Origin of the sequence: Streptomyces sp. NPDC058092 (genome assembly GCF_042884935.1) — a bacterium.
Lineage (GTDB): Bacteria > Actinomycetota > Actinomycetes > Streptomycetales > Streptomycetaceae > Streptomyces.
In genome coordinates this window covers 59,470-82,494 of the sequence record NZ_JBHVSY010000034.1, presented here as the reverse complement: position 1 = coordinate 82,494, position 23,025 = coordinate 59,470, and the positions used below count along the sequence as shown (strand labels likewise).

Genomic DNA, 23,025 nt, shown 5'->3' with positions numbered 1-23,025 from the left:
TACTGCAGGGGGGACCCTGTGGGAGAGTAGGACGCCGCCGAACTCCTTTTACGGAAAGCCCCGTGCCCTTGTGGCACGGGGCTTTTCTGCGTTCATGAGTTTTTGCGATACCCCCGTGCAGCCGCCGCCGGTGGCTGAGGGTAGGGTCAGGGGGCATCATTGGCACGTTCTTCACACAGGAGGCCCCCGGGTGGAGGTCCAGGAGACTCGGGTCCAGACGGACCGGGTACTCACCATCCCCAACATCCTCAGCATGGCTCGCCTTGTCGGGGTTCCGCTCTTCCTGTGGCTGATTCTTCGCCCCGAGTTCGGCGGGCCCAAGAGCGATGGCTGGGCACTGCTGGTGCTGATGCTCAGCGGGGTCAGCGACTACCTCGACGGTAAGCTCGCTCGACGGTGGAACCAGATCAGCAGCCTCGGCCGGCTCCTGGACCCTGCCGCAGACCGCCTCTACATTCTTTCGACCCTCGTCGGCCTGACCTGGCGGGAGATTCTGCCGCTCTGGCTCACTGCGGCACTGCTGGCCCGCGAGCTGATGCTCCTCGCGATGGTGGGAATCCTTCGCCGTCATGGCTATCCGCCGCCCCAGGTGAACTTCCTGGGGAAGGCAGCTACGTTCAACCTGATGTACGCGTTCCCCTTGTTGCTGCTCAGCGATGGAAGTGGTTGGCTTGCATCGCTGGCCGCTGTTTTCGGATGGGCGTTCGCAGGTTGGGGTACAACGCTCTATTGGTGGGCAGGGATCCTCTACGTGGTTCAGGTCCGCAGACTCGTCAAGGCGGATGTAGTAGCCGATTGAGCTCGCTGATGCGGTGCCGCGCAGAGTGGCCGGCCCGCCGCTGATGATTCGGATGGCGCCCCGACGGGCGAAGTCGGCCAAACTGTCGTCTGTTCAAGGAGGACGTTTCCGACATGAAGGCCGTCGTGATGGCTGGCGGCGAAGGTACTCGTCTTCGCCCCATGACCTCAAGCATGCCCAAGCCGCTTCTACCCGTCGCCAATCGGCCGATCATGGAGCATGTGCTTCGGCTGCTCAAGCGGCACGGGCTCAATGAGACCGTCGTAACGGTCCAGTTTCTCGCCTCGTTGGTCAAGAACTACTTCGGGGATGGCGAAGAGCTCGGGATGGAGCTCAGTTACGCCAATGAGGAGAAACCGCTCGGCACTGCGGGCAGCGTGAAGAATGCTGAGGAAGCGCTGAAGGACGACACCTTCCTCGTGATTTCCGGTGATGCACTCACCGACTTCGATCTCACTGATCTCATCGCCTTCCACAAGGAAAAGGGCGGGCTGGTGACCGTATGCCTGACCCGTGTGCCGAATCCGCTGGAATTCGGCATCACCATCGTCGACGAAGCGGGCCAGGTCGAACGTTTCCTGGAGAAGCCCACCTGGGGGCAGGTCTTCTCGGACACCGTCAACACAGGCATCTACGTCATGGAGCCCGAGGTTTTCGACTATGTCGAGGCCGACGTCTCCGTGGACTGGTCCGGTGATGTTTTCCCGCAGCTCATGAAGGAAGGCAAGCCCATCTACGGCTATGTCGCCGAGGGCTACTGGGAGGACGTCGGCACCCACGAGAGCTATGTGAAGGCCCAGGCCGACGTTCTCGAGCGCAAGGTCGACGTCGAGATCGACGGCTTCGAGATCTCGCCGGGCGTATGGGTCGCGGAAGGCGCCGAAGTGCATCCCGACGCGGTTCTGCGGGGCCCCCTGTACATCGGGGACTACGCAAAGGTCGAAGCCGGCGTGGAGATTCGCGAGCACACGGTCATCGGGTCCAACGTCGTTGTCAAGAGCGGCGCTTTTCTGCATAAGGCCGTGGTGCACGACAACGTCTACATCGGTCAGCACAGCAACCTGCGCGGATGCGTGATCGGTAAGAACACCGACGTCATGCGGGCCGCCCGCATCGAGGACGGCGCGGTCATCGGCGACGAATGTCTGGTCGGTGAGGAATCGATCGTTCAGGGAAATGTTCGCGTCTACCCGTTCAAGACCATCGAGGCCGGTGCCTTTGTCAATACCTCGGTGATCTGGGAATCGCGGGGGCAGGCTCATCTCTTCGGGGCCCGTGGTGTATCCGGGATTCTGAACGTCGAGATCACGCCGGAGCTGGCGGTCCGGCTTGCCGGAGCGTATGCCACGACTCTCAAGAAGGGTTCGACAGTCACCACCGCACGTGACCACTCCCGCGGTGCCCGTGCGCTGAAGAGAGCGGTGATCTCCGCGCTTCAGGCCAGCGCCATCGACGTACGGGACCTCGAGAACGTACCGATGCCCGTCGCGCGCCAGCAGACCGCGCGCGGCAGTGCCGGCGGGATCATGATCCGTACGTCCCCCGGCGTGCCCGACTCGGTCGACATCATGTTCTTCGACGAGCGGGGCGCGGACCTCTCGCAGGCACGCCAGCGGAAGCTGGACCGGGTCTACGCACGTCAGGAGTACCGCCGGGCCTTCCCGGGGGAGATCGGGGACCTACACTTCCCGTCCAGCGTCTTCGACTCGTACACCGGATCGCTGCTGCGGAACGTGGACACCGCAGGGATCGCCGACGCGGCTCTCAAAGTCGTCGTCGACGCCTCCAACGGCAGTGCCGGGCTCGTCCTTCCCAGCCTGCTCGGACGGCTCGGCGTGGACGCGTTGACCATCAATCCCGGCCTGGACGAATCCCGGCCCACCGAATCCGCCGACACCCGGCGGTCCGGACTGGTGCGGCTGGGCGAGATCGTCTCCTCGGCGCGGGCCGCTTTCGGCGTGCGATTCGACCCGGTCGGTGAGCGGCTCTCCCTGGTCGACGAACGGGGCAGGATCGTGGAGGACGATCGGGCGCTCCTGGTGATGCTCGACCTCGTGGCTGCCGAGCGGCGCAGCGGGCGCGTGGCGCTGCCGGTGACCACGACACGGGTCGCTGAGCAGGTCGCGGCGTACCACGGCACGCAGGTCGAATGGACGACGACATCGCCCGACGATCTGACGCGTGTGGGACGTGAGGAGGGCACCATCTTCGGCGGAGACGGCCGCGGCGGCTTCATCGTTCCCGAATTCAGCAGTGTCTTCGACGGCTCCGCCGCCTTCGTGAGACTTCTCGGGCTCGTCGCCAGGACCCAGCTCACCCTCAGCCAGATCGATGCCCGCATTCCCCGTGCCCACGTCCTGCGGCGTGATCTGGCCACCCCCTGGGCTGTCAAGGGCATGGTCATGCGCCGGGTCGTGGAGGCCGCCGGGGACCGCAGTGTCGACACGACGGACGGTGTGCGGGTTGTCGAGGCCGACGGGCGATGGGTGATGGTGCTTCCGGACCCGGCCGAGGCTGTCACCCATTTGTGGGCCGAGGGCCCGGACGACGCCTCCGCGCAGGCGTTGCTGGACGAATGGGCAGCGGTCGTGGACAGCGCAGGTCACTGAGGGTTCCACCGGTGGCCCCGGAGTCGTCGAGCGACGCCTGCGGGCCCACCGGTGGGGCCATTCGGCGGTAGCAGTGGCGACGTGCGACGATGTGCGGCATGTCGCAGCAGCCCCCCGATCGGAGTACCGCCCCGCGCCCCGACGCGTCCATGTCGCTGCTGACCAATGTGATGGACCACAGCCTCGACGACGGGTACGCCGAGGCATCGGCGCGTAGCAAGGCCGACGGGAGCGCGGGACTGCCCCGCACACTCAAGGCGAAACTCGGCCTCGCCGCCTGTCTGGTGCTTGCTGCCCTTGTCGTCACGCTAGGGGCCGCGCAGGCACGCGTCGCCGCGCCGGTCCTCGCCAAGGAGCGCGAGGAATTGATCGACCGCATCGGCGGGGAGACGGCGGCGGCGGACAACCTCGAGGCGCAGGTCGACAAGCTCCGGGACGATGTGGGCAGTCGACAGCGCAAGGCATTGGAGAAGCACGGCGGGGACCAGGGGGAGCTGGTGGCGTTGCTCGCCGGCGCGACGCCGGTGGAAGGGCCCGGCGTAAAACTCGTCGTCGACGACGCCAAGGACTCCGACCAGGGCGGTGGCGGGCCGAGGGAAACCAGCGGATTCTCCGACACCGGGCGGGTCCGCGACCGGGACCTGCAGCGGGTCGTCAACGGCCTGTGGCAGTCCGGTGCGGAAGCGATCGCGATCAACGGGCAGCGTCTGACGGCCCTGTCGGCGATCCGCGCGGCCGGCGACGCCATACTGGTCGACAACAGACCGCTCGTGCCGCCGTACACGGTGCTGGCGGTGGGGGACGGGAAGCCGTTGAGCAGTGCATTCCAGGACAGTGCCGACGGCCAGTACCTGCAGGCGCTCAAGGACACCTTCGATATCCGGACGAGCATGTCCGTCCAGGAGAAGGTGAGCCTCCCGGTCGCGCCGAGCCTGATCGTACGAACAGCAGAGCCTTACAAGGCCGCAGAGACAGGGAAGGGCACATCGTGATCGCCGTACTGGGCCTCGTCGTGGGAGTCGTGGTCGGACTGTTGGTCCGGCCCGAGGTGCCGGCGGTGGTCGAGCCCTATCTTCCGATCGCTGTGGTGGCTGCACTCGACGCAGTCTTCGGTGGTCTGCGGGCCATGCTCGACGGAATCTTTGTCGACAAGGTGTTCGTCGTGTCGTTCCTGTCGAATGTTGTGGTGGCCGCACTGATCGTGTTCCTGGGCGACAAGCTGGGCGTCGGCGCACAGCTCTCCACCGGTGTGGTGGTCGTGCTCGGGATCCGGATCTTCTCCAACGCCGCGGCCATCCGCCGGCACGTCTTCCGGGCCTGAGGCCGATGAGCAACGAAGAACTTCCCAGCGGCAAGGAGCACCTCGGCGAGCAGCCGGCCGACGCTGCCAAGGAGCTCACCGGGCGTCAGCGGCTTATCGCCGGGCTGTGGCCGCCGCGGGTGACACGAGCCCAACTCATCGTCGCGCTGCTGCTGTTCGTCCTTGGTCTCGGGCTGGCCATTCAGGTCCGCTCGAACAGTGACAACAGCGCACTGCGAGGTGCCCGCCAGGAGGACCTCGTCCGCATTCTCGACGAGCTGGACGACCGCACACAGCGTCTGGAGGACGAGAAGCAGCGTCTCGACGCTCAGCGCACGGAGCTGGAGAACAGCTCCGACCAGGCCGAGGAGGCGCGCAAGCAGACGCTGGAAAAGGAACGGCAACTCGGTGTCCTCGCGGGCAGCGTGGCCGCACACGGGCCCGGGATCACCCTCACCGTCAACGACCCGGGAAACGGAGTCAAGGCGGACATGCTGCTCGATGCGCTCCAGGAGTTGCGTGCGGCAGGCGCCGAGGCGATCGAGGTCAATGGCGTCAGAGTGGTGGCCAATACGTACTTCTCCGGTGACGGCGGCAAGGTCAAGGTTGACGACCGTAAGATCACCGCGCCGTACGTGTTCAAGGTGATAGGCAAGCCCCAGGACCTGGAGCCGGCGCTGAACATCCCCGGCGGTGTGGTGCAGACACTGGAGAAGGAGCAGGCCACCGTGCATGTTGAGCAGGCCGACGACATCGTCGTGGACGTCTTGCGACCGGCAAAGCGGCCTGACTACGCTCGGTCGTCGTCCCCGTGAGGCCGCGGCACCGAGGGGGCGAAGGACACGGGCAGGCGGCTGCGGGGGGTCGCCGCATCGTAATGGTGGTGCGTGGTGGAAACTGTCGAGTGGATACGGACGTTGTGAAGATGTCCGGGTCGGCAGGTGTGTTCATTCAGGGTTCGTCCTGCCCCACGGGCGGGTCTATTTCGGTCAAGGGGAATCGCCCGTGAAGTTGTTTGGGAAGTTGTTCGGCAAGAGCGCTCGCGATGAGGCTGCCCGCCATCGCGCACCGCGCCATGGCCAGCCGGATGAGCAGGGCTCGGAGCGCCCGCTCTTCCGCGATCAGGTGTCGGGTTCGGGCAGTGACAATTCGGGCGCTTCCGGCGCGTCGTCTGTTGACCCTGCCGGTGCCGGCCGCATAGGTTTCGGAGAACCGTCAACCTCAGGTACGGGTGGAGGGTTTACCCCGAGGCAGGAGGGTTCGTCCATGCCGGTCTGTACGAGGTGCGGGCATCGCAACGCCGAGGCCAGTCGTTTCTGCTCCAACTGCGGTGCGCCGCTGAGGGGCGGAATTCCCGAGCGTGCCTCGGAGACGACCTCGACCATTTCCATCTCAGGTCTCGAGGCGTACGAGGCGGAGGCCACCGGGCAGATGCTCGCGCCGTCCCTCTCGCCCGAGGCGCAGGCCGCTGTCGACGCCCTTCCGCTCGGGTCGGCGCTGCTCGTGGTGCGGCGCGGTCCGAACTCCGGCAGTCGCTTCCTGCTGGACAGCGAGCTGACCACGGCCGGCCGCCACCCGCAGAGCGACATCTTCCTCGACGACGTGACGGTGTCGAGGCGGCACGTGGAGTTCCGCAGGAGCCCCGACGGAAGCTTCACGGTCGGGGATGTGGGCAGCCTCAACGGCACCTACGTCAACCGTGAGCGCATCGACTCCGTCGCTCTGTCCAACGGTGACGAAGTGCAGATCGGCAAGTACCGGCTGGTCTTCTACGCGAGCCAGCGGGCCATCTGACCCGTCAGGGAAGGTCCATGCTGAGAACACCGACGGGCGGTGCCGGTCACGGCACCGCCACCGCCGATGACCGCCCGATGAGCATCGGCACGGTGCTCCTGCAACTGCGGGACGAGTTTCCCGAAGTCACGATCTCCAAGATTCGATTCCTGGAGGCCGAAGGGCTTGTCGAGCCGCAACGGACCCCCTCCGGCTACCGCAAGTTCCGTGCGGCCGACGTGGAGCGGCTCGCGCAGGTGCTGCGTATGCAGCGGGATCACTACCTCCCGCTGAAGGTCATCCGTGAGCATCTGGATGCCCTCGCCCGCGGCGATCAGTCCGCCCTGCCCTCCAGGGACGGCCCCCGGGATCTGACAGACGGTGGCTGGGGCGCGGGGTCCGGGAGGGCGACCGCGGCCCGGATCGGCCGTGCCGAGCTGCTCGCGGCGACCGAGGTCACCGAGAGCGACCTGGATGAGTGGGAGTCGTACGGCCTGGTCGCTCCGAGCGGCGAGGGCGGCTATGACGCCGAGATGGTCACGGTGGCCAAGCTTGTGGCGGATCTGGGCCGATTCGGTCTGGAACCGCGTCACCTCCGTGCCATCCGGGCAGCCGCCGACCGCGAGGCGGGGCTCATCGAGCAGGTGGTCGCGCCCCTGCGGCGGCACCGGAATCCGCAGACCAGAGCGCATGCGGAGGCCACCGCGAGGGAGCTCGCCGAGCTGTCCGTACGACTTCACGCGGCCCTTGTGCAGACCGCTCTGAAGGTCCGGTTCCACTGATCTCGTCGGTGCCCGACTACCCAAACCTGCCGAGCACGTCCTAGGGTTGCTGTGTGAACGAGCTCGACGTTGTGGGTGTCCGGGTGGAAATGCCCTCGAACCAACCGATCGTGCTCCTGCGTGAAGTGGGAGGCGACCGGTACCTCCCCATTTGGATCGGTCCTGGTGAGGCGACCGCGATCGCCTTTGCCCAGCAGGGCATGGCTCCGGCCAGGCCGCTGACCCATGATCTCTTCAAGGATGTGCTCGAGGCCGTCGGCCAGGAGCTCACCGAGGTCCGCATCACGGACCTGCGAGAAGGGGTCTTCTACGCGGAGCTGGTTTTTGCCAGCGGGGTCGAGGTGAGCGCGCGGCCGTCCGACGCCATAGCGCTCGCGCTGCGCACCGGAACGCCCATCTACGGCAGCGACGGGGTGCTCGACGATGCAGGCATCGCCATCCCCGACGAACAGGAGGACGAGGTGGAGAAGTTCCGCGAGTTCCTCGATCAGATCTCGCCGGAGGACTTCGGCACCAACAGTCAGTGACCGTTCTACGGGGTCGCCGTCAGCGCATTCGACAAGCCTTTCCCGCTCACGAGTCACGGGAAACCACCCTCAGGGTGATTATCACTCGGCGTGCCGAGTGTGGCGATCGTTGACGCACCCCGAGTGACCTCCTACCTTCGAGATGGCAGGTCAAGGACGGAGGTCGGCGTGAGAAGCAGCGGCGACGGTACGGCAGCGGGTGGGCCGTATCCGCAGCAGGGGAGTACAGCCGACCACACCATCAGGCAACCGGTTCAACCGGCGGCGGTGGCGGGGGGCGGCGTGGCATCGGCCAACGACATCGGCTATCGGGGGCCGACAGCGTGTGCGGCTGCGGGGATCACCTATCGGCAGCTCGACTACTGGGCGCGCACGGGGCTGGTCGAGCCGAGTGTCCGTCCGGCATACGGCTCGGGCACACAGCGGCTCTACAGCTTCCGGGACGTCGTCCTGCTGAAGATCGTCAAGCGTTTCCTGGACACGGGCGTCGCCCTGCAGAACATCCGCACCACGGTTCAGCATCTGCGGGCCCGCGGGTTCCAGGACCTGGAGCGGATGACGCTGATGAGCGACGGGGCGACGGTCTATGAGTGCTCCTCGCCCGACGAGGTCGTCGACCTGCTCCAAGGCGGCCAGGGGGTCTTCGGCATTGCCGTGGGCGTGGTGTGGCAGGACGTCGACGTCGCGCTGTCGCAGCTGCACGGAGAGCGCGTGGACACCGGCGAGACACTGATCGGGAACAACCCCACCGATGAGCTCGCGCGACGGCGCAACCGCGCCGGCTGACGGGGGCGGGGAATCAGGCGCGGCGATTGTCAGTGCCATGGGGCAGCATCGATTGATGTGAGAGCCGCGCCCACCATCCTGCATCTCGACATGGATGCCTTCTACGCCTCTGCCGAGCAGGCGGCGAAGCCCAGCCTGCGAGGAAAACCGGTCGTGGTAGGTGGGCTGGGGCCACGCGGAGTCGTCGCCACCGCGTCGTACGAGGCACGGCGCTTCGGAGTCCATTCGGCGATGCCCATGGCGCAGGCCCGGCGGCTGGCCCCCAATGCGGCCTATCTGGTGCCCCGCTTCCTGCTGTACCGGACGGTCAGCGACCAAGTGATGGAGCTGCTGGGGCGGCTCACCCCGCTGGTCGAGCCGCTCAGCCTGGACGAGGCCTTCGTGGACCTGGAAGCCGGTGGGGCGGCCGATGACACGGCTTCCGCGCTGGAGATCGGCGGGCAGCTGCGTACGGCCATCAAGGCGGTCACCGGGCTGACCGGCTCGGTCGGGCTCGCCGGCTCCAAGATGCTGGCCAAGATCGCTTCGGAGCAGGCCAAACCGGACGGGCTGCTGCTCATCGAGCCGGGCACGGAGCGGGAGCTGCTCGCACCGATGCCGGTACGGATCCTCCCCGGCGTCGGGCCCGCGACGGCGGATCATCTGCGCCGCGCCGGGATGACGACCGTCAATGACCTGGCCGAGGCGGGTGAGGCGGAGCTCGTACGGCTGCTGGGAAAGGCACACGGCGGCTCGCTCCACCGGATGGCGTTCGGATACGACGACCGGCCCGTCGTCGCGGAGCGGGACGCGAAATCGGTGTCGGTCGAGGACACCTTCGACGCGGACCTGCACGACCGGGTGCGGGTCAGGACGGAGGTGGAGCGGCTGGCCGGCCGATGCGTCCAGCGGCTGCGGGGTGCGGGGCGGTCCGGGCGGACGGTGGTGCTGAAGGTGCGCCGGTACGACTTCTCCACGCTCACGAGATCCGAGACGCTCCGTGGGCCGACGGACGACCCCACGGTGGTCCGGGAGGCCGCCGCGCGGCTTCTGGAGGCGGTGGACACCACCGGAGGCGTACGGCTCCTGGGGGTGGGCGTCACGGGGCTCGCCGACTACACGCAGGAGGACCTCTTCGCACAGGCGGCCGGTGAGCGGGCCGCGACCGGGGAAGCGGCGGAGGAGGATGCGGTGGACGTGGGGGCCGAGCCGGCCGGCGGTGCGGGGGAGGAGACCCCCGAGACCTCCGAACAGCTCGCCGCGCGACGCTGGCCCGCCGGACACGACGTACGCCATGACGTCTACGGCCATGGCTGGGTGCAGGGCAGCGGTGTCGGCCGGGTCACGGTGCGGTTCGAGGAACCGGAGTCGGCGCCCGGCCGGGTGCGCACCTTCCGGATCGACGACGCGCAGTTGCAACCGGCCGATCCGCTGCCGCTGGTGCGGAATCCGGTGGACTACTCGTCCTGGCCGGCCAGTCTGCCGAAGTCCCTGTCCGGGCCGGTCTCCTCGGGAGGGGAGTCCAGACCGTAGTGCCGGTAGAGCTGGAGCTCCTGTTCCGGTGAGAGATGGCGACCGACGCCGAAGTCCGGTGCGTCCTTGATCAGCGCCCGGTCGAAGGGGACGCGGAGCGAATCCTCCACGAACTCGCTGGGTTCCAGCGGGACGAACGCGTCCCGGCTGAAGAGTCCGGTACGTACGGCTGCCCACTCGGGTACACCGGTCGCGTCGTCGAGGTACACCTCGTCCACGGTTCCGATCTTGGTGCCCTTGCGGTCGAACGCCTTGCGGCCGATCAGGCTGCGCGGATCGATGTCGGTCTGCACGGTCCCTCCCACTGGTCGCGGCTACTCCACAAGCACTACAAAAGTGCAGATCCGGGGGGTTGGCCACTCGAGAATTCCGCCAAGAATCCCGCTGGTAGGCTGGTCGTGGCTGCTGACCCCGTGCGGGAGAGTCCTCCGGAGCGAATCCGGAGGCGCCGAAGGAGCAAATCCTCCCCGGAATCTCTCAGGCCCCCGTACCGCGCGGACGAGGTCACTCTGGAAAGCAGGGCGGGTTCCGTGCGGCCGAGCGCCGTCGGTTCCCTTCCTCACCGACGGTGAAAGCCGGTACGCCGCAAGGCGCGCCGGTGAAGCTCTCAGGTTGAGATGACAGAGGGGGAGGCCGTCCGGGCACCCGCGCCGTGGTGCCCCTCGCAGGTCGTGACAGACCAGGAGGCCTCCACCATGACCCCCCGTCGCACTCCGCTCTCCCAGCTGGAGCAGGGTATTCCGTTCGAGCAGCGCCACATCGGTCCCGATGACGAGGCGCAGTCGAAGATGCTTGCCCAGGTCGGTTACGGCTCGCTGGACGAGCTGACCGCGGCCGCGGTGCCCGATGTCATCAAGAGCGCGGAGGCACTCCGGTTGCCGGCCGCCCGCACCGAGGCCGAGGTCCACGCCGAGCTGCGCGCCCTGGCCGGCCGCAATCAGGTGCTGGCCCCGATGATCGGGCTCGGCTACTACGGCACCTTCACTCCGCCGGTGATCCTCCGCAACGTCATGGAGAACCCCGCCTGGTACACGGCCTACACGCCGTACCAGCCGGAGATCTCGCAGGGCCGCCTGGAGGCGCTCCTCAACTTCCAGACGATGGTCGCCGAGCTGACCGGGCTGCCCACCTCCGGCGCCTCGCTGCTCGACGAGGGCACCGCGGCCGCCGAGGCCATGGCGCTCTCGCGGCGCGTCGGCAAGGTCAAGAACGGCGTCTTCCTGGTCGACGCCGACGCCCTGCCGCAGACGATCGCCGTCATCGAGACCCGCGCGGAGCCCTCCGGTGTCGAGGTCGTCGTCGCCGACCTCTCCGACGGCATCCCGGCAGAGATTGCCGAGCGCGGCGTCTTCGGTGTGCTGGTGCAGTACCCGGGCGCCTCCGGAGCGGTGCGGAACGTCCAGCCGTTGATCGAGCAGGCCCACGAACTGGGTGCGATCGTCACGGTCGCCGCCGACCTGCTGGCCCTGACCCTGCTCACCTCACCGGGCGACCTGGGCGCGGACATCGCGGTCGGCACCACGCAGCGTTTCGGCGTGCCGATGGGCTTCGGCGGACCGCACGCCGGCTTCATGGCCGTACGCGAGAAGCTCGCCCGCAGCCTGCCCGGCCGCCTCGTCGGCGTCTCCGTCGACGCGGACGGCAACAAGGCCTACCGGCTGGCGCTGCAGACCCGCGAGCAGCACATCCGGCGCGAGAAGGCCACCAGTAACATCTGCACGGCTCAGGTGCTGCTCGCCGTCATGGCCGGGATGTACGCCGTCTACCACGGCCCGGACGGGCTGCGGACGATCGCCCGTCGTACCCACCGCTACGCGACGATCCTGGCCGAGGGCCTGCGCGCCAGTGGCATCGACGTCGTGACCGGCGCCTACTTCGACACCCTCACCGTGCGCGTTCCGGGGAAGGCCGCCGATGTCGTGGCCGACGCCCGCGAGCGCGGCGTCAACCTGCGGCTCGTCGACACGGACCTCGTCTCCCTCGCCTGTGACGAGACCACCACCCGTACGCAGATCGCCGCCGTCTGGGCCGCGTTCGGCGTCGGCGGGGACGTCGAGGCGCTGGACGCCGCGGCTGCCGACGTGCTGCCCGAGGGCCTGCTGCGCACCGACGAGATCCTCACCCACCCGGTCTTCCACCAGCACCGTTCCGAGACGGCGATGCTGCGCTACCTGCGCAAGCTCGCCGACCGGGACTATGCCCTGGACCGCGGCATGATCCCGCTCGGCTCCTGCACCATGAAGCTGAATGCGACCACCGAGATGGAGCCGATCACCTGGCCCGAGTTCGGCGCGCTGCACCCGTTCGCGCCGGCCGAGCAGGCGCCGGGCTTCCTCACCCTCATCCGTGAGCTGGAGGAGCGCCTCGCCGAGGTCACCGGCTACGACGCCGTCTCGATCCAGCCGAACGCCGGCTCGCAGGGCGAGTTCGCCGGCCTCCTGGCCGTACGGGCGTACCACCGGGCCAACGGCGACGACCAGCGGACCGTCTGCCTCATCCCGTCCTCCGCGCACGGCACCAACGCCGCCAGCGCCGTGATGGCCGGCATGAAGGTCGTCGTGGTGAAGACCGCCGACGACGGCGAGGTCGACATCGAGGACCTCCGCGCCAAGATCGAGACGCACCGTGACGAGCTCGCCGTGCTCATGATCACGTACCCGTCGACGCACGGCGTGTTCGAGGAGCACGTCGCGGACATCTGCGCCGAGGTGCACGACGCCGGCGGTCAGGTGTACGTCGACGGCGCCAACCTCAACGCGCTGGTCGGCCTCGCCAAGCCGGGCCGGTTCGGTGGCGACGTCTCGCACCTGAACCTGCACAAGACCTTCTGCATCCCGCACGGCGGCGGCGGCCCCGGCGTCGGCCCGGTCGGTGTGCGCGCGCACCTCGCGCCGTACCTGCCGAACCACCCGCTGCAGCCCGCGGCGGGCCCCGAGACCGGTGTCGGACCGATCTCGGCCGCTCCGTGGGGCTCGGCCGGCATTCTCCCCATCTCCTGGGCTTACGTACGCCTGATGGGCGGTGAGGGCCTGAAGCGTGCGACGCAGGTCGCCGTACTCGCCGCCAACTACATCGCCAAGCGCCTCGAACCGCACTACCCGATCCTGTACAACGGCCCGGCCGGGCTGGTAGCGCACGAGTGCATCGTGGACCTGCGGCCCATCTCCAAGGCCACCGGCGTCACCGTCGACGACATCGCCAAGCGTCTGATCGACTACGGTTTCCACTCGCCGACCATGTCGTTCCCGGTCGCCGGGACGCTGATGATCGAGCCGACCGAGAGCGAGAACCTCGCGGAGCTCGACCGCTTCTGCGACACGATGATCGCCATTCGCGGCGAGGTCGAGAAGGTGGCTTCCGGCGAGTGGAGCGCGGACGACAACCCGCTGAGCAACGCTCCGCACACCGCGGCGATGCTGGGCGGGGAGTGGGAGCACGGCTACAGCCGTGAGGTGGCGGTCTTCCCGGCCGGTGTCTCGGCCGCGGACAAGTACTGGCCGCCGGTGCGCCGGATCGACGGTGCCTTCGGCGACCGTAACCTCGTCTGCTCCTGCCCTCCGCTGGACGAGTACGACAACTGAGACATGAGCGGCAGGGCGTGACGCGGACATGCGTCGGGGCCGGTGCGGAGTTTTCTCCGGGCCGGCCCCAGTTCGTACAGGCCGGGGTCAGGCGGCCTTCATCACCCGGCCGGTCTCCAGGGGCCGGTGCGGGGCGATGATCTGCCCGTCCGGGAGCAGCTCACCGGTGTCCTCGAAGAGCAGGACGCCGTTGCACAGCAGGCTCCAGCCCTGTTCCGGGTGGTGTGCCGTCAGACGGGCGGCCTCCCGGTCGGCTGAGTCGGCGGTCGGGCATGGTGGCTGGTGCTGGCACATGGCTGGGTTCTTTCGCTGCGTTGTAGTGAATGTCCTGCGGCTTGACGAGGTGTTCATGGCCGCTCCCCCGTATCGATCGGTCCGATCCCAGTGTTGCCCCACGGGCGTCAATCCGCAGGGATTTCGCAGCAGCACTTCTCCTTACTCCGAGGACGCGTCACCCGGCTGGACGGTTCACCGCAACTGCACTGTCACTTCGGGTGGTTCGGGGTGGCCGGACCGGGCTAGTCCGGATGGGCGGGACATGCGCCGCGCAGCGCTGTGCCCCACCACCGAAGACGATGGCGGGGCACAGCGCTGTGGTGTGAGGTGCGGCCGCTGTCAGGCCGGCGATCCGAGCAGGGGGCCGGGGCCCGGGGTGATGCGCAGCGTCATCACGCGGAGCAGATCGGCGACCCGGTGCGGGCGGTGGGCCGCGATTCCCGGCGGGGCGGGAGCCAGCGGTACCAGGAGATCGGCGGGGGCGAGTGCGCCGTCGGCCGCGTCGGCATCGGCGTCGCCGTGCAGCCACAGCGCCAGCATGTAGAGCTCCGGAATGGACAGCAACCGTGGCTGGTAGTGGGGTGTCACCGTTTCGGCCTGGCGCAGGGCGAGTTCGGTCGAGGCGATGTACGGGCCCTCGAAGAAGTGCGAGAAGGTCCAACCGTCCGGAGTGAGGATGGTGTCCGCCGCGGCGACCGCCTGCTCCGAGCTGCGGATCACGAACCGCCACGCGGCGAGCCGGGTGGCGGGTGCGAGCCCGCTCGGGCCGATCCGCTCCAGTACATGGACGGGGAGCGGGAGTTCGGGGCTCAGTGGCCCCTGGGCGGATCGGAGAGCCGGTGTGCGGGCCTCGCGGACTGCGGTGGGTGAACCGAGTGCCGCGAGAACGCTGCGGACAGCGGGCGCGGGAGCCGGGGGAACATGCAGCGGCATAGTGGGTCGCCTCTCACTTCGGAGACACGGTGATGCGTGGGCGGGTGCAGACGGCGCTGTCGGCGTGCGGGGCCAGAGGAGGCCGGTGACTGGGCCGGTGCGTCAACTCTCTGCCTCGTCCGCGAAGTTTATACGACACGTGTTCACGCACTGATTCCACTAGCCGTCGCAGGTATTGCTGACAAGGCGGTATCAAGACTTTATTATGCGGAGATTACGCTGATTCGTCGTCGGCGGCGCAGTCGCCGTCAGGGATTTTTCCCTCGACGCGGTCGGCCGAAACGCTTCGGCGTTTTCACCGCGCGCCCGGCGGTGGAAACTGCGAACTGCGCCATGCCGATGGAATGTGCCCCGGACGACCGCCCTCAGATTACTGGGTGTGCGGCGATCGCGGGGCGTTATGGATCACCCGGCCTGGGCATTATCGACCGTGACGCGAGCGGCCTGGGCCGCGGGCCGCCCACTCGAGGGAGGGACGCTTCGATGGGGGAGAAGGTCGTGGCGGGCGCCTTTGATCTGTCCGATCCGCACAGGTACCGGAGGAAGCTCCACCAGTGCCTGGAGGGACTGGAGAGGCTCCTGGAGGAGCGGGGGTTCGACCGCCCCCGCAACCTCATGGGCATGGAGATCGAGCTGAATCTGGCAGGCGCCGACGGCATGCCGAAGATGATGAATGGGGAGGTGCTCCCGCGCATCGCGAGCCGTGATTTCCAGACCGAACTCGGGATGTTCAATCTGGAAGTGAACATAGTCCCGCACCACCTGGACGGACGCGTTTTCGATCAGCTGGCCGAAGAGCTCAGGACCGGCCTTGGATATGCCCACCGGAAGGCGGGCGAGGTCGATGCGGGGATCATGATGATTGGAATTCTGCCCACCCTTGGGCATGCGGACCTCGTTGCGGCGAACCTCTCGGACGCGGACCGCTACACACTGCTGAACGATCAAATGGTGGCTGCGCGGGGCGAGGATTTCTCCCTCGATATACGCGGCGTGGAGCGATTGGTCTGCACCTCCTCCTCGATCACCCCCGAGGCCGCCTGCACATCGGTTCAGCTGCATCTGCAGGTGACGCCGACGCGCTTCGCGGCCGTCTGGAACGCGGCGCAGGCCGTCGCCGGAGTCCAGATCGCCCTCGGTGCCAACTCCCCCTTCCTGTTCGGCAGGGAGCTGTGGCGGGAGTCGCGGCCGCCGCTCTTCCAGCAGGCCACGGACACCAGACCGCCCGAACTCCGGAACCAGGGGGTTCGGCCCAGGACCTGGTTCGGCGAGCGTTGGATCGGTTCGGCGTACGAGCTCTTCGAGGAGAACCTGCGCTACTTCCCCCCGCTGCTGCCGATCTGCGACGAGGAGGAACCGCTGCGGGTGCTCGACGAGGGCGGGGTGCCGCAGTTGCAGGAGCTGGTGCTCCACAACGGCACGGTCTACCGCTGGAACCGGCCCGTGTACGGCCTGGCCGAGGGCGTACCCCATCTGCGGGTGGAGAACCGGGTCCTGCCCGCCGGCCCCACCGTCACCGATGTGATCGCCAATGCCGCGCTGTATTACGGGCTCGTGCGGGCGCTCGCCGAGGAGTCCCGTCCGGTGTGGACCAGGCTCCCGTTCGCAGCGGCGGCCGAGAACTTCGACGCCGCCTGCCGCCACGGCATCGACGCGGAACTGATCTGGCCGCGTCCGGGCCGTTCGGGCGGGCTGACCCGGGTGCCGGCCGTCAAGCTGGTACGGGAGGAACTGCTGCCGCTGGCTGCCGCGGGGCTCGATGCCTGGAACATCGAGCCCGCGGACCGGGACCGCTATCTCGGGGTCATCGAGGAGCGCTGCAGGCGACGGGTGAACGGGGCGTCCTGGCAGGTGGACACCTACCACTGGGCTCGGGAGACCGGGCTCGAACGGCATGCCGCACTGGCCGCGACCACCCGCCGGTACGCCGAACTGATGCACAGCGGCGAGCCCGTGCACAACTGGCCGGCGGGTGTCCCGGCACGGTGATCTCATCGTGGCGGGCGCCTCGTGACGGGCAGCCGTTGTGGCGGGCGTCGGCGGGCTGCCACCGCTCCCGGCTGACGTCGTCCGCCGTGGGTCCCGTCCGCGCGGAGGGCTACTCCTGGGTGGCGTGGTTGCTCTGCCCTGCCGTCATGACGGCCTGCAGAATCACGGCTTGGATATCCGCAGGGTCGGTGACCTGGTAGCCCCCGCCGCCGGTCACCTTCGCTATCTCGTTCACCTCCTCGCGGTCGGCCTCCGGGCCGACCGCGATGGCGAGGAGCGGCACCGGACGCTCCGGGTCGGCGATCCGCTTCAGTTCCGCGATCAGGGCGCTGCGGGAGATGGAGCGGTCGTCCTGGTTCGAGCCGTCGGTGAGGATCACCACGGCGTTGAACTTGCCCTTCGCATACGTCGCCTGGGCGTCCTTGTACGCGGCCAGAACGGTGTCGTACAGGCCGGTAGCGCCGCCCGGCACCGGCTGCAGCTCGGAGAAGGCCGCGGTGAGCCTCTCGCGGTGCGTACCGCCGCCCTTCGCCGGATCGCCGAGCCGGCCGGTCGGAACCAGCCTGCGGTAGTCCTTGTCGCCGTCGAGCGTGGTGGCGAACTCCCAGAGCCCGATCTCGTCGTTCGGGGTGAACTGGTTGAGGGCCTGGATCAGGGAGGCCTTGGTGACATCCATCCGGGACTGGTTGCGCCCCGGCACGATCGTGGCCATCGAACCCGAGGCGTCGACAACCGTCGTCAGCCGCGCGCTCTGTACCGTGATCGTCCACATGCCGAGCGTCTGCTGGAGGTCCTCGGCGGACGGCGCCGCGGTGGCCGCGGTGGCGTACGGCTGGGGCTTGCTTCCGCCCGCCGACGCGACCACCGACTCCACGGCCGTTCCGTCCACGTTCCTGAAGCCGTGCTTCTTCAGGGTGGCTTGCGCCTCCGGCTCGTTCAGCAGCGTCATGAACCGCAGCGCCGCCCGGCCCTCGGCCGTACTCATCCTGGTCTCGTCGACCAGCGTGTACGGATAGTCGAGCAGCGGGGTGCCGTCCTTGGGGTAGAAGAGATCGAGCCTTCCGCCGCCGGTCGACCCCGCGTTGTGCGCGAACGCGGCCTGCTCGGAGAGGAGCACCGCCTGGTTGCGGTCCGGATTGCCCTGCTCGGCGCCCGAATCGCTCTGCGCCAGTGTTTCCAGCACCTGGGTGTCGCCGTCCGACATGCGCTGCGCGAGCAGCTTGGCGGTCGTCGCGACCCTGGTGTCGCTGTCACCGCCCTGTTTCTCGGAGGACGTGCCGATGCTGGAGAGGGCGAGCAGCCCGGTGGCGCTGCGCGCCGGGTCCGCCGAGCCCAGGCGCACCTTGTCCGAGTCCAGGGCCGCGGCCGTCAGTTCGGCCCACGAGTACTTCTTCTTCGGCCAGCCGAGCTTCTTGGCCGCCGACGGCACCATGGCCATGGTGACGGAGGAGGAGGCGATGGAATCGCCTCCGGTGATCGGGATGCCGTCGCCGGAACCCTTGGCCCGGTCGAGCCAGAGGTCGGAGTCGGGCAGCCAGATCTGGTAGTCCGGGGCACGGGTACCGGAGGAGATGGCGTCGGCGACCTTGTAGGAATCGCGCGCGACGACCCGCACATACAGACAGCGGCCGTCGGATCTCAGATCGTCCTCGCGCGCCTTGTCGGCGACGGCCCGCACGGCGGGGGCGATGTCCGGTGAGGCCGCCATGGTGAGACGTACGGCGGAGTCCTCGCAGGACTTCGAGAACGACAGCAGGCCGCCCTGGGCCGCGACTACCGTTCCCGCCGCCACCGCGAGGACGAGCATGGTCGCGATCGCAACGGTGCGCCGACGACGCGGCGGACTGTCCCCGCTTCCACCGGTCGCGTAGTCGTCGGGCAAGCTGTGACGTCCCATGTCGGTGGTGCCCCTCCTTGAGGATGAACAAGGAAAAGGGGGACCACACCATCGGCAATGGTGGTTGTCCCCCGGCCTGTCGCGCATGATCTTCGTACCTGCATTCGAGACCCTAGCGGGGTGCGGCGGGGCATGGGGCGTGAATGCACAACTCAAGGCAGGTGTACAGGTGGAGGCGGGGCGCGTGACTGATTCTTTTCCCCAGGAGGCTGTTTCGCAACGGATCTTGCGGTCCGAAACGGTGCTGGTACTGGCTCTCTCGTTGGGAGCCAGCGGGGTGTCTGCCCTGATCAGTTTTGTTGGATCACTGACGAAACCAGGCGGTTTGAAGGAACAGGCCGCGACCCTCAACAGCTCGTACGCGCCGGGGCGTCCATGGCTGGATCTCGCCTGGCAACTCTTCGGTATCACGACGGCTCTGGTGCCCGTCGCCCTCGTTGCGCATCTGTTGATCAGGGAGGGCACCGGCCTGCGCGCCATCGGCTTCGACCGGTCCAGGCCGTGGCCGGATCTGGGACGCGGCACGCTGGTCGCGGCGGGCATCGGAAGCGCCGGGCTCGCCTTCTACCTGGTGGCGCGGGCAGCCGGTTTCAATCTGACGGTGGTCCCGGAGTCACTGCCCGACGTGTGGTGGAGATTCCCGGTCCTGATCCTGTCCGCACTGCAGAACTCCGTAGTGGAAGAAGTGATCGTCGTCGGGTACCTGCTGCGCAGGCTCGGGCAGTTGGGGTGGACGCCGATGGCCGCCCTGGCGGCGAGTTCGGTGCTGCGCGGCTCGTACCACCTGTATCAGGGCATCGGTGGCTTCATCGGCAACTTGGTGATGGGCGTGGTCTTCGTGCTGCTGTACCGGCGCTGGGGGCGGGTCGGTCCGCTGGTGGCGGCGCATGCGCTGCTCGACATAGGGGCGTTCGTCGGATACGCCCTGCTGGCCGGGAAGGTGGGGTGGCTGCCTACGCCGTGAGCGGGGTGGGGGCCGGTCGGGGGGTGTTCGACGTGTGCGGACGGGCGTCGGTGGGTGGTGTGCCGGTGATCGGTGATCGGTGATTGGTGCGGAGGGCGTACGGGAGTGGTCCGTACGCCCTCCGTCGAGTTGTCGCCGGAAGGCTCAGAGTGCCGTGAGCAGTTCGCCGTCGATGACCGTGACGGCGCTGCCGGTCAGCAGGGTGCGTTCGCCGCGCAGCGAGGTGCGGACCAGTCCGGAACGGGCGGAGGCCTGTAGTCCGGTCAGCTCGTCACGGCCGAGGCGGGCCGACCAGAAGGGGGCCAGTGCGGTGTGGGCGCTGCCGGTCACCGGGTCCTCATCGATCCCGACGCATGGGAAGAAGCCGCGGGAGACGAAGTCGTAGCCGCGGGAGGGGTTCTCGGCGGCGGCCGTCACGACGACGCCCCGCCGGGAGAGGCGGGCCACCGCGGCGAGATCCGGGGCCAATCCTCGTACGGTCGCTTCGTCGGCCAGTTCCACGACCAGGTCGCCGATGTGGGGGCCGGTGTCGTGCACGGAGAGGGGTTCCGCGCCCAGGGCGGCGCCCAGCCCGGCCGGGACGGGCTCCGGCGTCAGAGGGGCTGTGGGGAAGTCGAGGGTGACTGTGCCGTCCGGGTGGCCGGTCGCCGTGAGGATTCCGCATCGCGCCGTGAAACGCACCGTGCCGCTCGCCGCCCCGGTGGTGTGCAGGACGTGCGCGGTCGCGAGGGTGGCGTGCCCGCACATGTCCACCTCTGTCGTCGGGGTGAACCAGCGCAGTGCCCAGTCAGCTTCGCCCCCCAGTGGCAGCCGGTGGGCGAAAGCGGTCTCGGAGAGGTTGACCTCCGTGGCGATCGACTGGAGCTGCGCGTCGTCGGGAAAGGTGTCGGAGTCCAGCAGCAGGACTCCTGCCGGATTCCCGCTGAAGGGGCGGTCGGTGAACGCGTCGACGATTCGGATCCTCATGACGCCGACCATAAGTGCGACGGAACGCGGCAGGACAAGGCCAATTCGGTGTCGCTGGACCGAAATGCCCGGCCGCCGGCCGGGACTCCGAGCGCCTGCCACCGATTCCGGCTGTTCCTCCGTCCACGAACCGTGAGAGCTGGGCGCGATGCGGCGGACCGGGTGGTGTCAGAGGCGGGCGGTACGGTTCCCCGTCGGACCGAGGAGGCCCCATGGGGACCAAGTGGAACTTGACGATCGACTGCACGCACCCGGCGAAGCTGGCCGAGTTCTGGGCGCTGGCACTGGGCTATACGGCGAAGCCCGCGCCCGCGGGCTTCGGGAGCTGGGAGGAATGGTTCTCTCATCACGAGATCCCGAAGGACGAGTGGGATCAGGGTGCGTACCTCTGCGATCCGGACGGGGTGGGCCCCAACCTGGCCTTCCTGCACGTGCCGGAGTCGAAGGTGGTGAAGAACCGACTGCATCTGGACGTGCAGGTCGGGGGCGGTCGTGATGTGCCCTGGGAGGTGCGATGGCCGCGAGTGGTCCAGGCGGTGGAGCGGCTGACCGCGGCGGGTGCGACTGTGATCCATGAGTACGAACTGCTGGGCAGACCCGATCATGTGATGCTGGCAGACCTGGAGGGAAACGAGTTCTGCCTGGTCTGACGGCGACTGCCTCAGCCCTTTGCGGGTGCTGACCAACGCCGAGGTCCAGAAGGCCCGTTGGTTCCTGCGGTTGCATCCGCAGGGACGCTGCGGGTTTCGTCGAAGTGGCCGTCCGTGGGGTGGCCGCCCGGTGGTCTTCAGCCGGGGCGGCGAGGCGCAGCGGCGCGTGGGCCGGTCGCGGCGCTGGAAGCGGGCTGAGGTCGATGCCGGGGATGACAGGTCGTGGGCCCCGAGTGCCCGGCCGCACCACGCACACCGAGTACGCCAGCGACGCCGGCCGCGCCGAACCGGTACAGAGCCGGGCGCCGGCGAGAGCGGCCACCACCTCCGAGAAGGTTTCCCGTTCGCCGGGCAGCGGCTCCGGCGTACCCGGACCTCACGCGACGTGCACGCCGACAGGAGCGCCGAGCGGCCCGTGGACCAGGGCATGCAACGTCCCTGTCCCGCATCACCCCAGCAGTGACCGGCCGAGGTGATTGTCAAGCGACCGGTTCCGATATATCGTTGACGCATCGCGACAGATCGACGATGGAAGGAGCGTGGCGATGCGTTCACGTGGACACGAGCATGAGCACGGGCATGGACATGGGCACTGCGGACCCGGCCATCAAGGCCGGGGTGACGTCGAGGGGCGGCGGGCGGCCTTCGGGCAGTTCGGTCCGCCGTTCGGTGGCGGTCCCTTCGGTGGCGGTCGCGGCCGGGGCGGCGGCCGGGGGAGGGCGCGCCGCGGTGACGTGCGTGCGTCGATCCTGGCGCTGCTGAAGGACCGGCCGATGCACGGGTACGAGATGATCCAGGAGATCGGCGAGCGCAGCGGCGGGGCCTGGCGGCCCAGTCCGGGCTCGGTCTACCCGACCCTCCAGCTGCTGGAGGACGAGGGCCTGATCGTCAGTGCCAGCGAGGGCGGCAAGAAGCTGTTCACGCTGACCGACGCAGGTCGCACCGAGGCGGAGTCGGGTCCCGACGCTCCCTGGGAGGAGGCCGGGCGCGGAGTCGACTGGGAGAGCGTCAATGAGATCCGGCAGGCCGGTTTCGGTCTGATGGAGGCGTTCGGTCAGGTCTGGAAGACCGGCTCGGCCGATCAGCGTCAGAAGGCGCTCTCGGTCATCAATGACGCCCGTAAGAAGCTCTACCTGATCCTCGCCGACGAGCACTGAGCCCGTGGGGCGAGGTGCAAGGTGAAAGGCGCAAAGTGTCAGGGGCCTGGCGGCCGAGCCGCGAGGCCCCTTCCCGTCCGCCCGGTGGCTGTCAGGCCGTGACCAGTCCACCCAGTTTGCGCAGTGATTCGACGAGCGCGGCGGTCGCCGAATCCTTGAGTTTGCCCGCCATCAGGGAGACCGCCGCGCCGGTGAACTCCCCGTCGATTCGTACCGTGGTCGCGTCGCCGTCGGGAGTCAGTGAGTAGCGCATGGCCAGGTTGACGCCCATCGGCCCCTTGCCCTTGGTGGTCAGCAGGCGCGCGGTCTCCAGCTCCGCCACCGTCCAGGTCACCTCCGCGGGGAAGCCCATGAGCTTCATGTTCTCCTCATAGGTGGCCGCGACTTCGAGTGTCGCCGGGCCCCCCTTGGGGAAGCTGGTGTGGGTGGCGTTCCACTGGCCGTACGCGGTGAAGTCCGTCAGCTGGGCCCAGACCTTCTCGGTCGGCGCTTCGATGCGTGCTTCTGCACTGACTTCGGCCATG

21 protein-coding genes and 1 riboswitch are annotated in these 23,025 nt (G+C 68.3%); of the genes, 15 read left to right on the top strand and 6 right to left on the bottom strand.

Annotated elements, in window-relative coordinates:
- The first annotated feature begins 190 nt into the window (after positions 1–190).
- The 10 genes from ACFVV1_RS36645 (at position 191) to ACFVV1_RS36600 (ending at position 10,088) form a co-directional block, all read left to right on the top strand.
- Positions 191–799, top strand: coding sequence for a CDP-alcohol phosphatidyltransferase family protein (locus ACFVV1_RS36645; RefSeq protein ID WP_389998726.1), 609 nt, complete (start codon positions 191–193; stop codon positions 797–799).
- A 113-nt stretch (positions 800–912) separates the two neighbouring features.
- The gene (locus tag ACFVV1_RS36640; protein WP_389998723.1) at positions 913–3,408 is read left to right on the top strand and encodes a sugar phosphate nucleotidyltransferase; all 2,496 of its coding nucleotides are present in this window, start codon (positions 913–915) and stop codon (positions 3,406–3,408) included.
- Positions 3,409–3,557: 149 nt separating this feature from the next.
- Positions 3,558–4,400, top strand: a complete 843-nt coding sequence (locus ACFVV1_RS36635) for a DUF881 domain-containing protein (protein ID WP_389998737.1) — start codon at positions 3,558–3,560, stop codon at positions 4,398–4,400.
- Entirely contained in the window at positions 4,397–4,729 is a 333-nt protein-coding gene (locus tag ACFVV1_RS36630; RefSeq protein WP_003970459.1) for a small basic family protein, read from the top strand. Before ACFVV1_RS36635 ends, ACFVV1_RS36630 begins: the two co-directional genes overlap by 4 nt.
- Before the next feature lie 5 nt (positions 4,730–4,734).
- Positions 4,735–5,523: a DUF881 domain-containing protein gene (locus ACFVV1_RS36625; RefSeq protein WP_389998720.1), complete on the top strand. Its 789-nt coding sequence runs from the start codon at positions 4,735–4,737 to the stop codon at positions 5,521–5,523.
- Positions 5,524–5,713: 190 nt separating this feature from the next.
- Positions 5,714–6,502 carry an FHA domain-containing protein gene (locus ACFVV1_RS36620; RefSeq protein WP_389998717.1) on the top strand — a complete coding sequence of 263 codons (789 nt, stop codon included), beginning with the start codon at positions 5,714–5,716 and terminating at the stop codon, positions 6,500–6,502.
- Between the two features lie 17 nt (positions 6,503–6,519).
- Positions 6,520–7,263, top strand: coding sequence for a MerR family transcriptional regulator (locus ACFVV1_RS36615; RefSeq protein ID WP_389998715.1), 744 nt, complete (start codon positions 6,520–6,522; stop codon positions 7,261–7,263).
- A gap of 53 nt (positions 7,264–7,316) precedes the next feature.
- Positions 7,317–7,790, top strand: coding sequence for a bifunctional nuclease family protein (locus tag ACFVV1_RS36610; protein ID WP_006123076.1), 474 nt, complete (start codon positions 7,317–7,319; stop codon positions 7,788–7,790).
- Between the two features lie 168 nt (positions 7,791–7,958).
- Positions 7,959–8,576, top strand: a complete 618-nt coding sequence (locus ACFVV1_RS36605) for a MerR family transcriptional regulator (protein ID WP_389998712.1) — start codon at positions 7,959–7,961, stop codon at positions 8,574–8,576.
- A 57-nt stretch (positions 8,577–8,633) separates the two neighbouring features.
- Positions 8,634–10,088: a DNA polymerase IV gene (locus ACFVV1_RS36600; RefSeq protein WP_389998709.1), complete on the top strand. Its 1,455-nt coding sequence runs from the start codon at positions 8,634–8,636 to the stop codon at positions 10,086–10,088.
- Here the strand turns inward: ACFVV1_RS36600 and ACFVV1_RS36595 are convergent.
- Complete coding sequence (locus tag ACFVV1_RS36595; protein ID WP_327276384.1) at positions 10,013–10,381, bottom strand: PRC-barrel domain-containing protein; 369 nt, start codon at positions 10,379–10,381, stop codon at positions 10,013–10,015. The two genes, ACFVV1_RS36600 and ACFVV1_RS36595, sit on opposite strands and share 76 nt — an antisense overlap.
- Before the next feature lie 113 nt (positions 10,382–10,494).
- A riboswitch (glycine riboswitch) is annotated at positions 10,495–10,591 on the top strand.
- A gap of 192 nt (positions 10,592–10,783) precedes the next feature.
- Between ACFVV1_RS36595 and gcvP the strand changes: the two genes are divergently transcribed.
- Complete coding sequence (gene gcvP / locus ACFVV1_RS36590) at positions 10,784–13,669, top strand: aminomethyl-transferring glycine dehydrogenase (RefSeq protein ID WP_389998705.1); 2,886 nt, start codon at positions 10,784–10,786, stop codon at positions 13,667–13,669.
- Positions 13,670–13,756: 87 nt separating this feature from the next.
- Here gcvP and ACFVV1_RS36585 read toward each other — a convergent pair whose 3' ends face one another.
- Together ACFVV1_RS36585 and ACFVV1_RS36580 are read right to left on the bottom strand one after the other, a co-directional pair.
- Positions 13,757–13,963 carry a DUF5999 family protein gene (locus tag ACFVV1_RS36585; RefSeq protein ID WP_093897298.1) on the bottom strand — a complete coding sequence of 69 codons (207 nt, stop codon included), beginning with the start codon at positions 13,961–13,963 and terminating at the stop codon, positions 13,757–13,759.
- Positions 13,964–14,284: 321 nt separating this feature from the next.
- Entirely contained in the window at positions 14,285–14,878 is a 594-nt protein-coding gene (locus ACFVV1_RS36580; protein WP_389998702.1) for a hypothetical protein, read from the bottom strand.
- A 483-nt stretch (positions 14,879–15,361) separates the two neighbouring features.
- Between ACFVV1_RS36580 and ACFVV1_RS36575 the strand changes: the two genes are divergently transcribed.
- Entirely contained in the window at positions 15,362–16,867 is a 1,506-nt protein-coding gene (locus ACFVV1_RS36575) for a glutamate-cysteine ligase family protein (RefSeq protein ID WP_389998699.1), read from the top strand.
- 109 nt (positions 16,868–16,976) lie between these two features.
- Here ACFVV1_RS36575 and ACFVV1_RS36570 read toward each other — a convergent pair whose 3' ends face one another.
- Complete coding sequence (locus tag ACFVV1_RS36570; RefSeq protein ID WP_389998690.1) at positions 16,977–18,764, bottom strand: substrate-binding and VWA domain-containing protein; 1,788 nt, start codon at positions 18,762–18,764, stop codon at positions 16,977–16,979.
- A gap of 184 nt (positions 18,765–18,948) precedes the next feature.
- Here ACFVV1_RS36570 and ACFVV1_RS36565 point away from each other — a divergent pair, with 184 nt between their 5' ends.
- Positions 18,949–19,728, top strand: coding sequence for a CPBP family intramembrane glutamic endopeptidase (locus tag ACFVV1_RS36565; RefSeq protein WP_389998735.1), 780 nt, complete (start codon positions 18,949–18,951; stop codon positions 19,726–19,728).
- Positions 19,729–19,872: 144 nt separating this feature from the next.
- Here ACFVV1_RS36565 and ACFVV1_RS36560 read toward each other — a convergent pair whose 3' ends face one another.
- Positions 19,873–20,694, bottom strand: a complete 822-nt coding sequence (locus tag ACFVV1_RS36560) for a PhzF family phenazine biosynthesis protein (protein WP_389998687.1) — start codon at positions 20,692–20,694, stop codon at positions 19,873–19,875.
- 212 nt (positions 20,695–20,906) lie between these two features.
- On the opposite strand from ACFVV1_RS36560, the gene ACFVV1_RS36555 reads away from it, so the two are divergent.
- Together ACFVV1_RS36555 and ACFVV1_RS36550 are read left to right on the top strand one after the other, a co-directional pair.
- The gene (locus ACFVV1_RS36555; protein WP_389998684.1) at positions 20,907–21,344 is read left to right on the top strand and encodes a VOC family protein; all 438 of its coding nucleotides are present in this window, start codon (positions 20,907–20,909) and stop codon (positions 21,342–21,344) included.
- 545 nt (positions 21,345–21,889) lie between these two features.
- Positions 21,890–22,501, top strand: a complete 612-nt coding sequence (locus ACFVV1_RS36550) for a PadR family transcriptional regulator (RefSeq protein ID WP_389998681.1) — start codon at positions 21,890–21,892, stop codon at positions 22,499–22,501.
- A gap of 91 nt (positions 22,502–22,592) precedes the next feature.
- On the opposite strand, the gene ACFVV1_RS36545 is transcribed toward ACFVV1_RS36550, so the two are convergent.
- Positions 22,593–23,024 (bottom strand): SRPBCC family protein, encoded by a 432-nt coding sequence (locus ACFVV1_RS36545; RefSeq protein WP_389998678.1) that lies wholly within the window; start codon positions 23,022–23,024, stop codon positions 22,593–22,595.
- Position 23,025 lies beyond the last annotated feature (1 nt).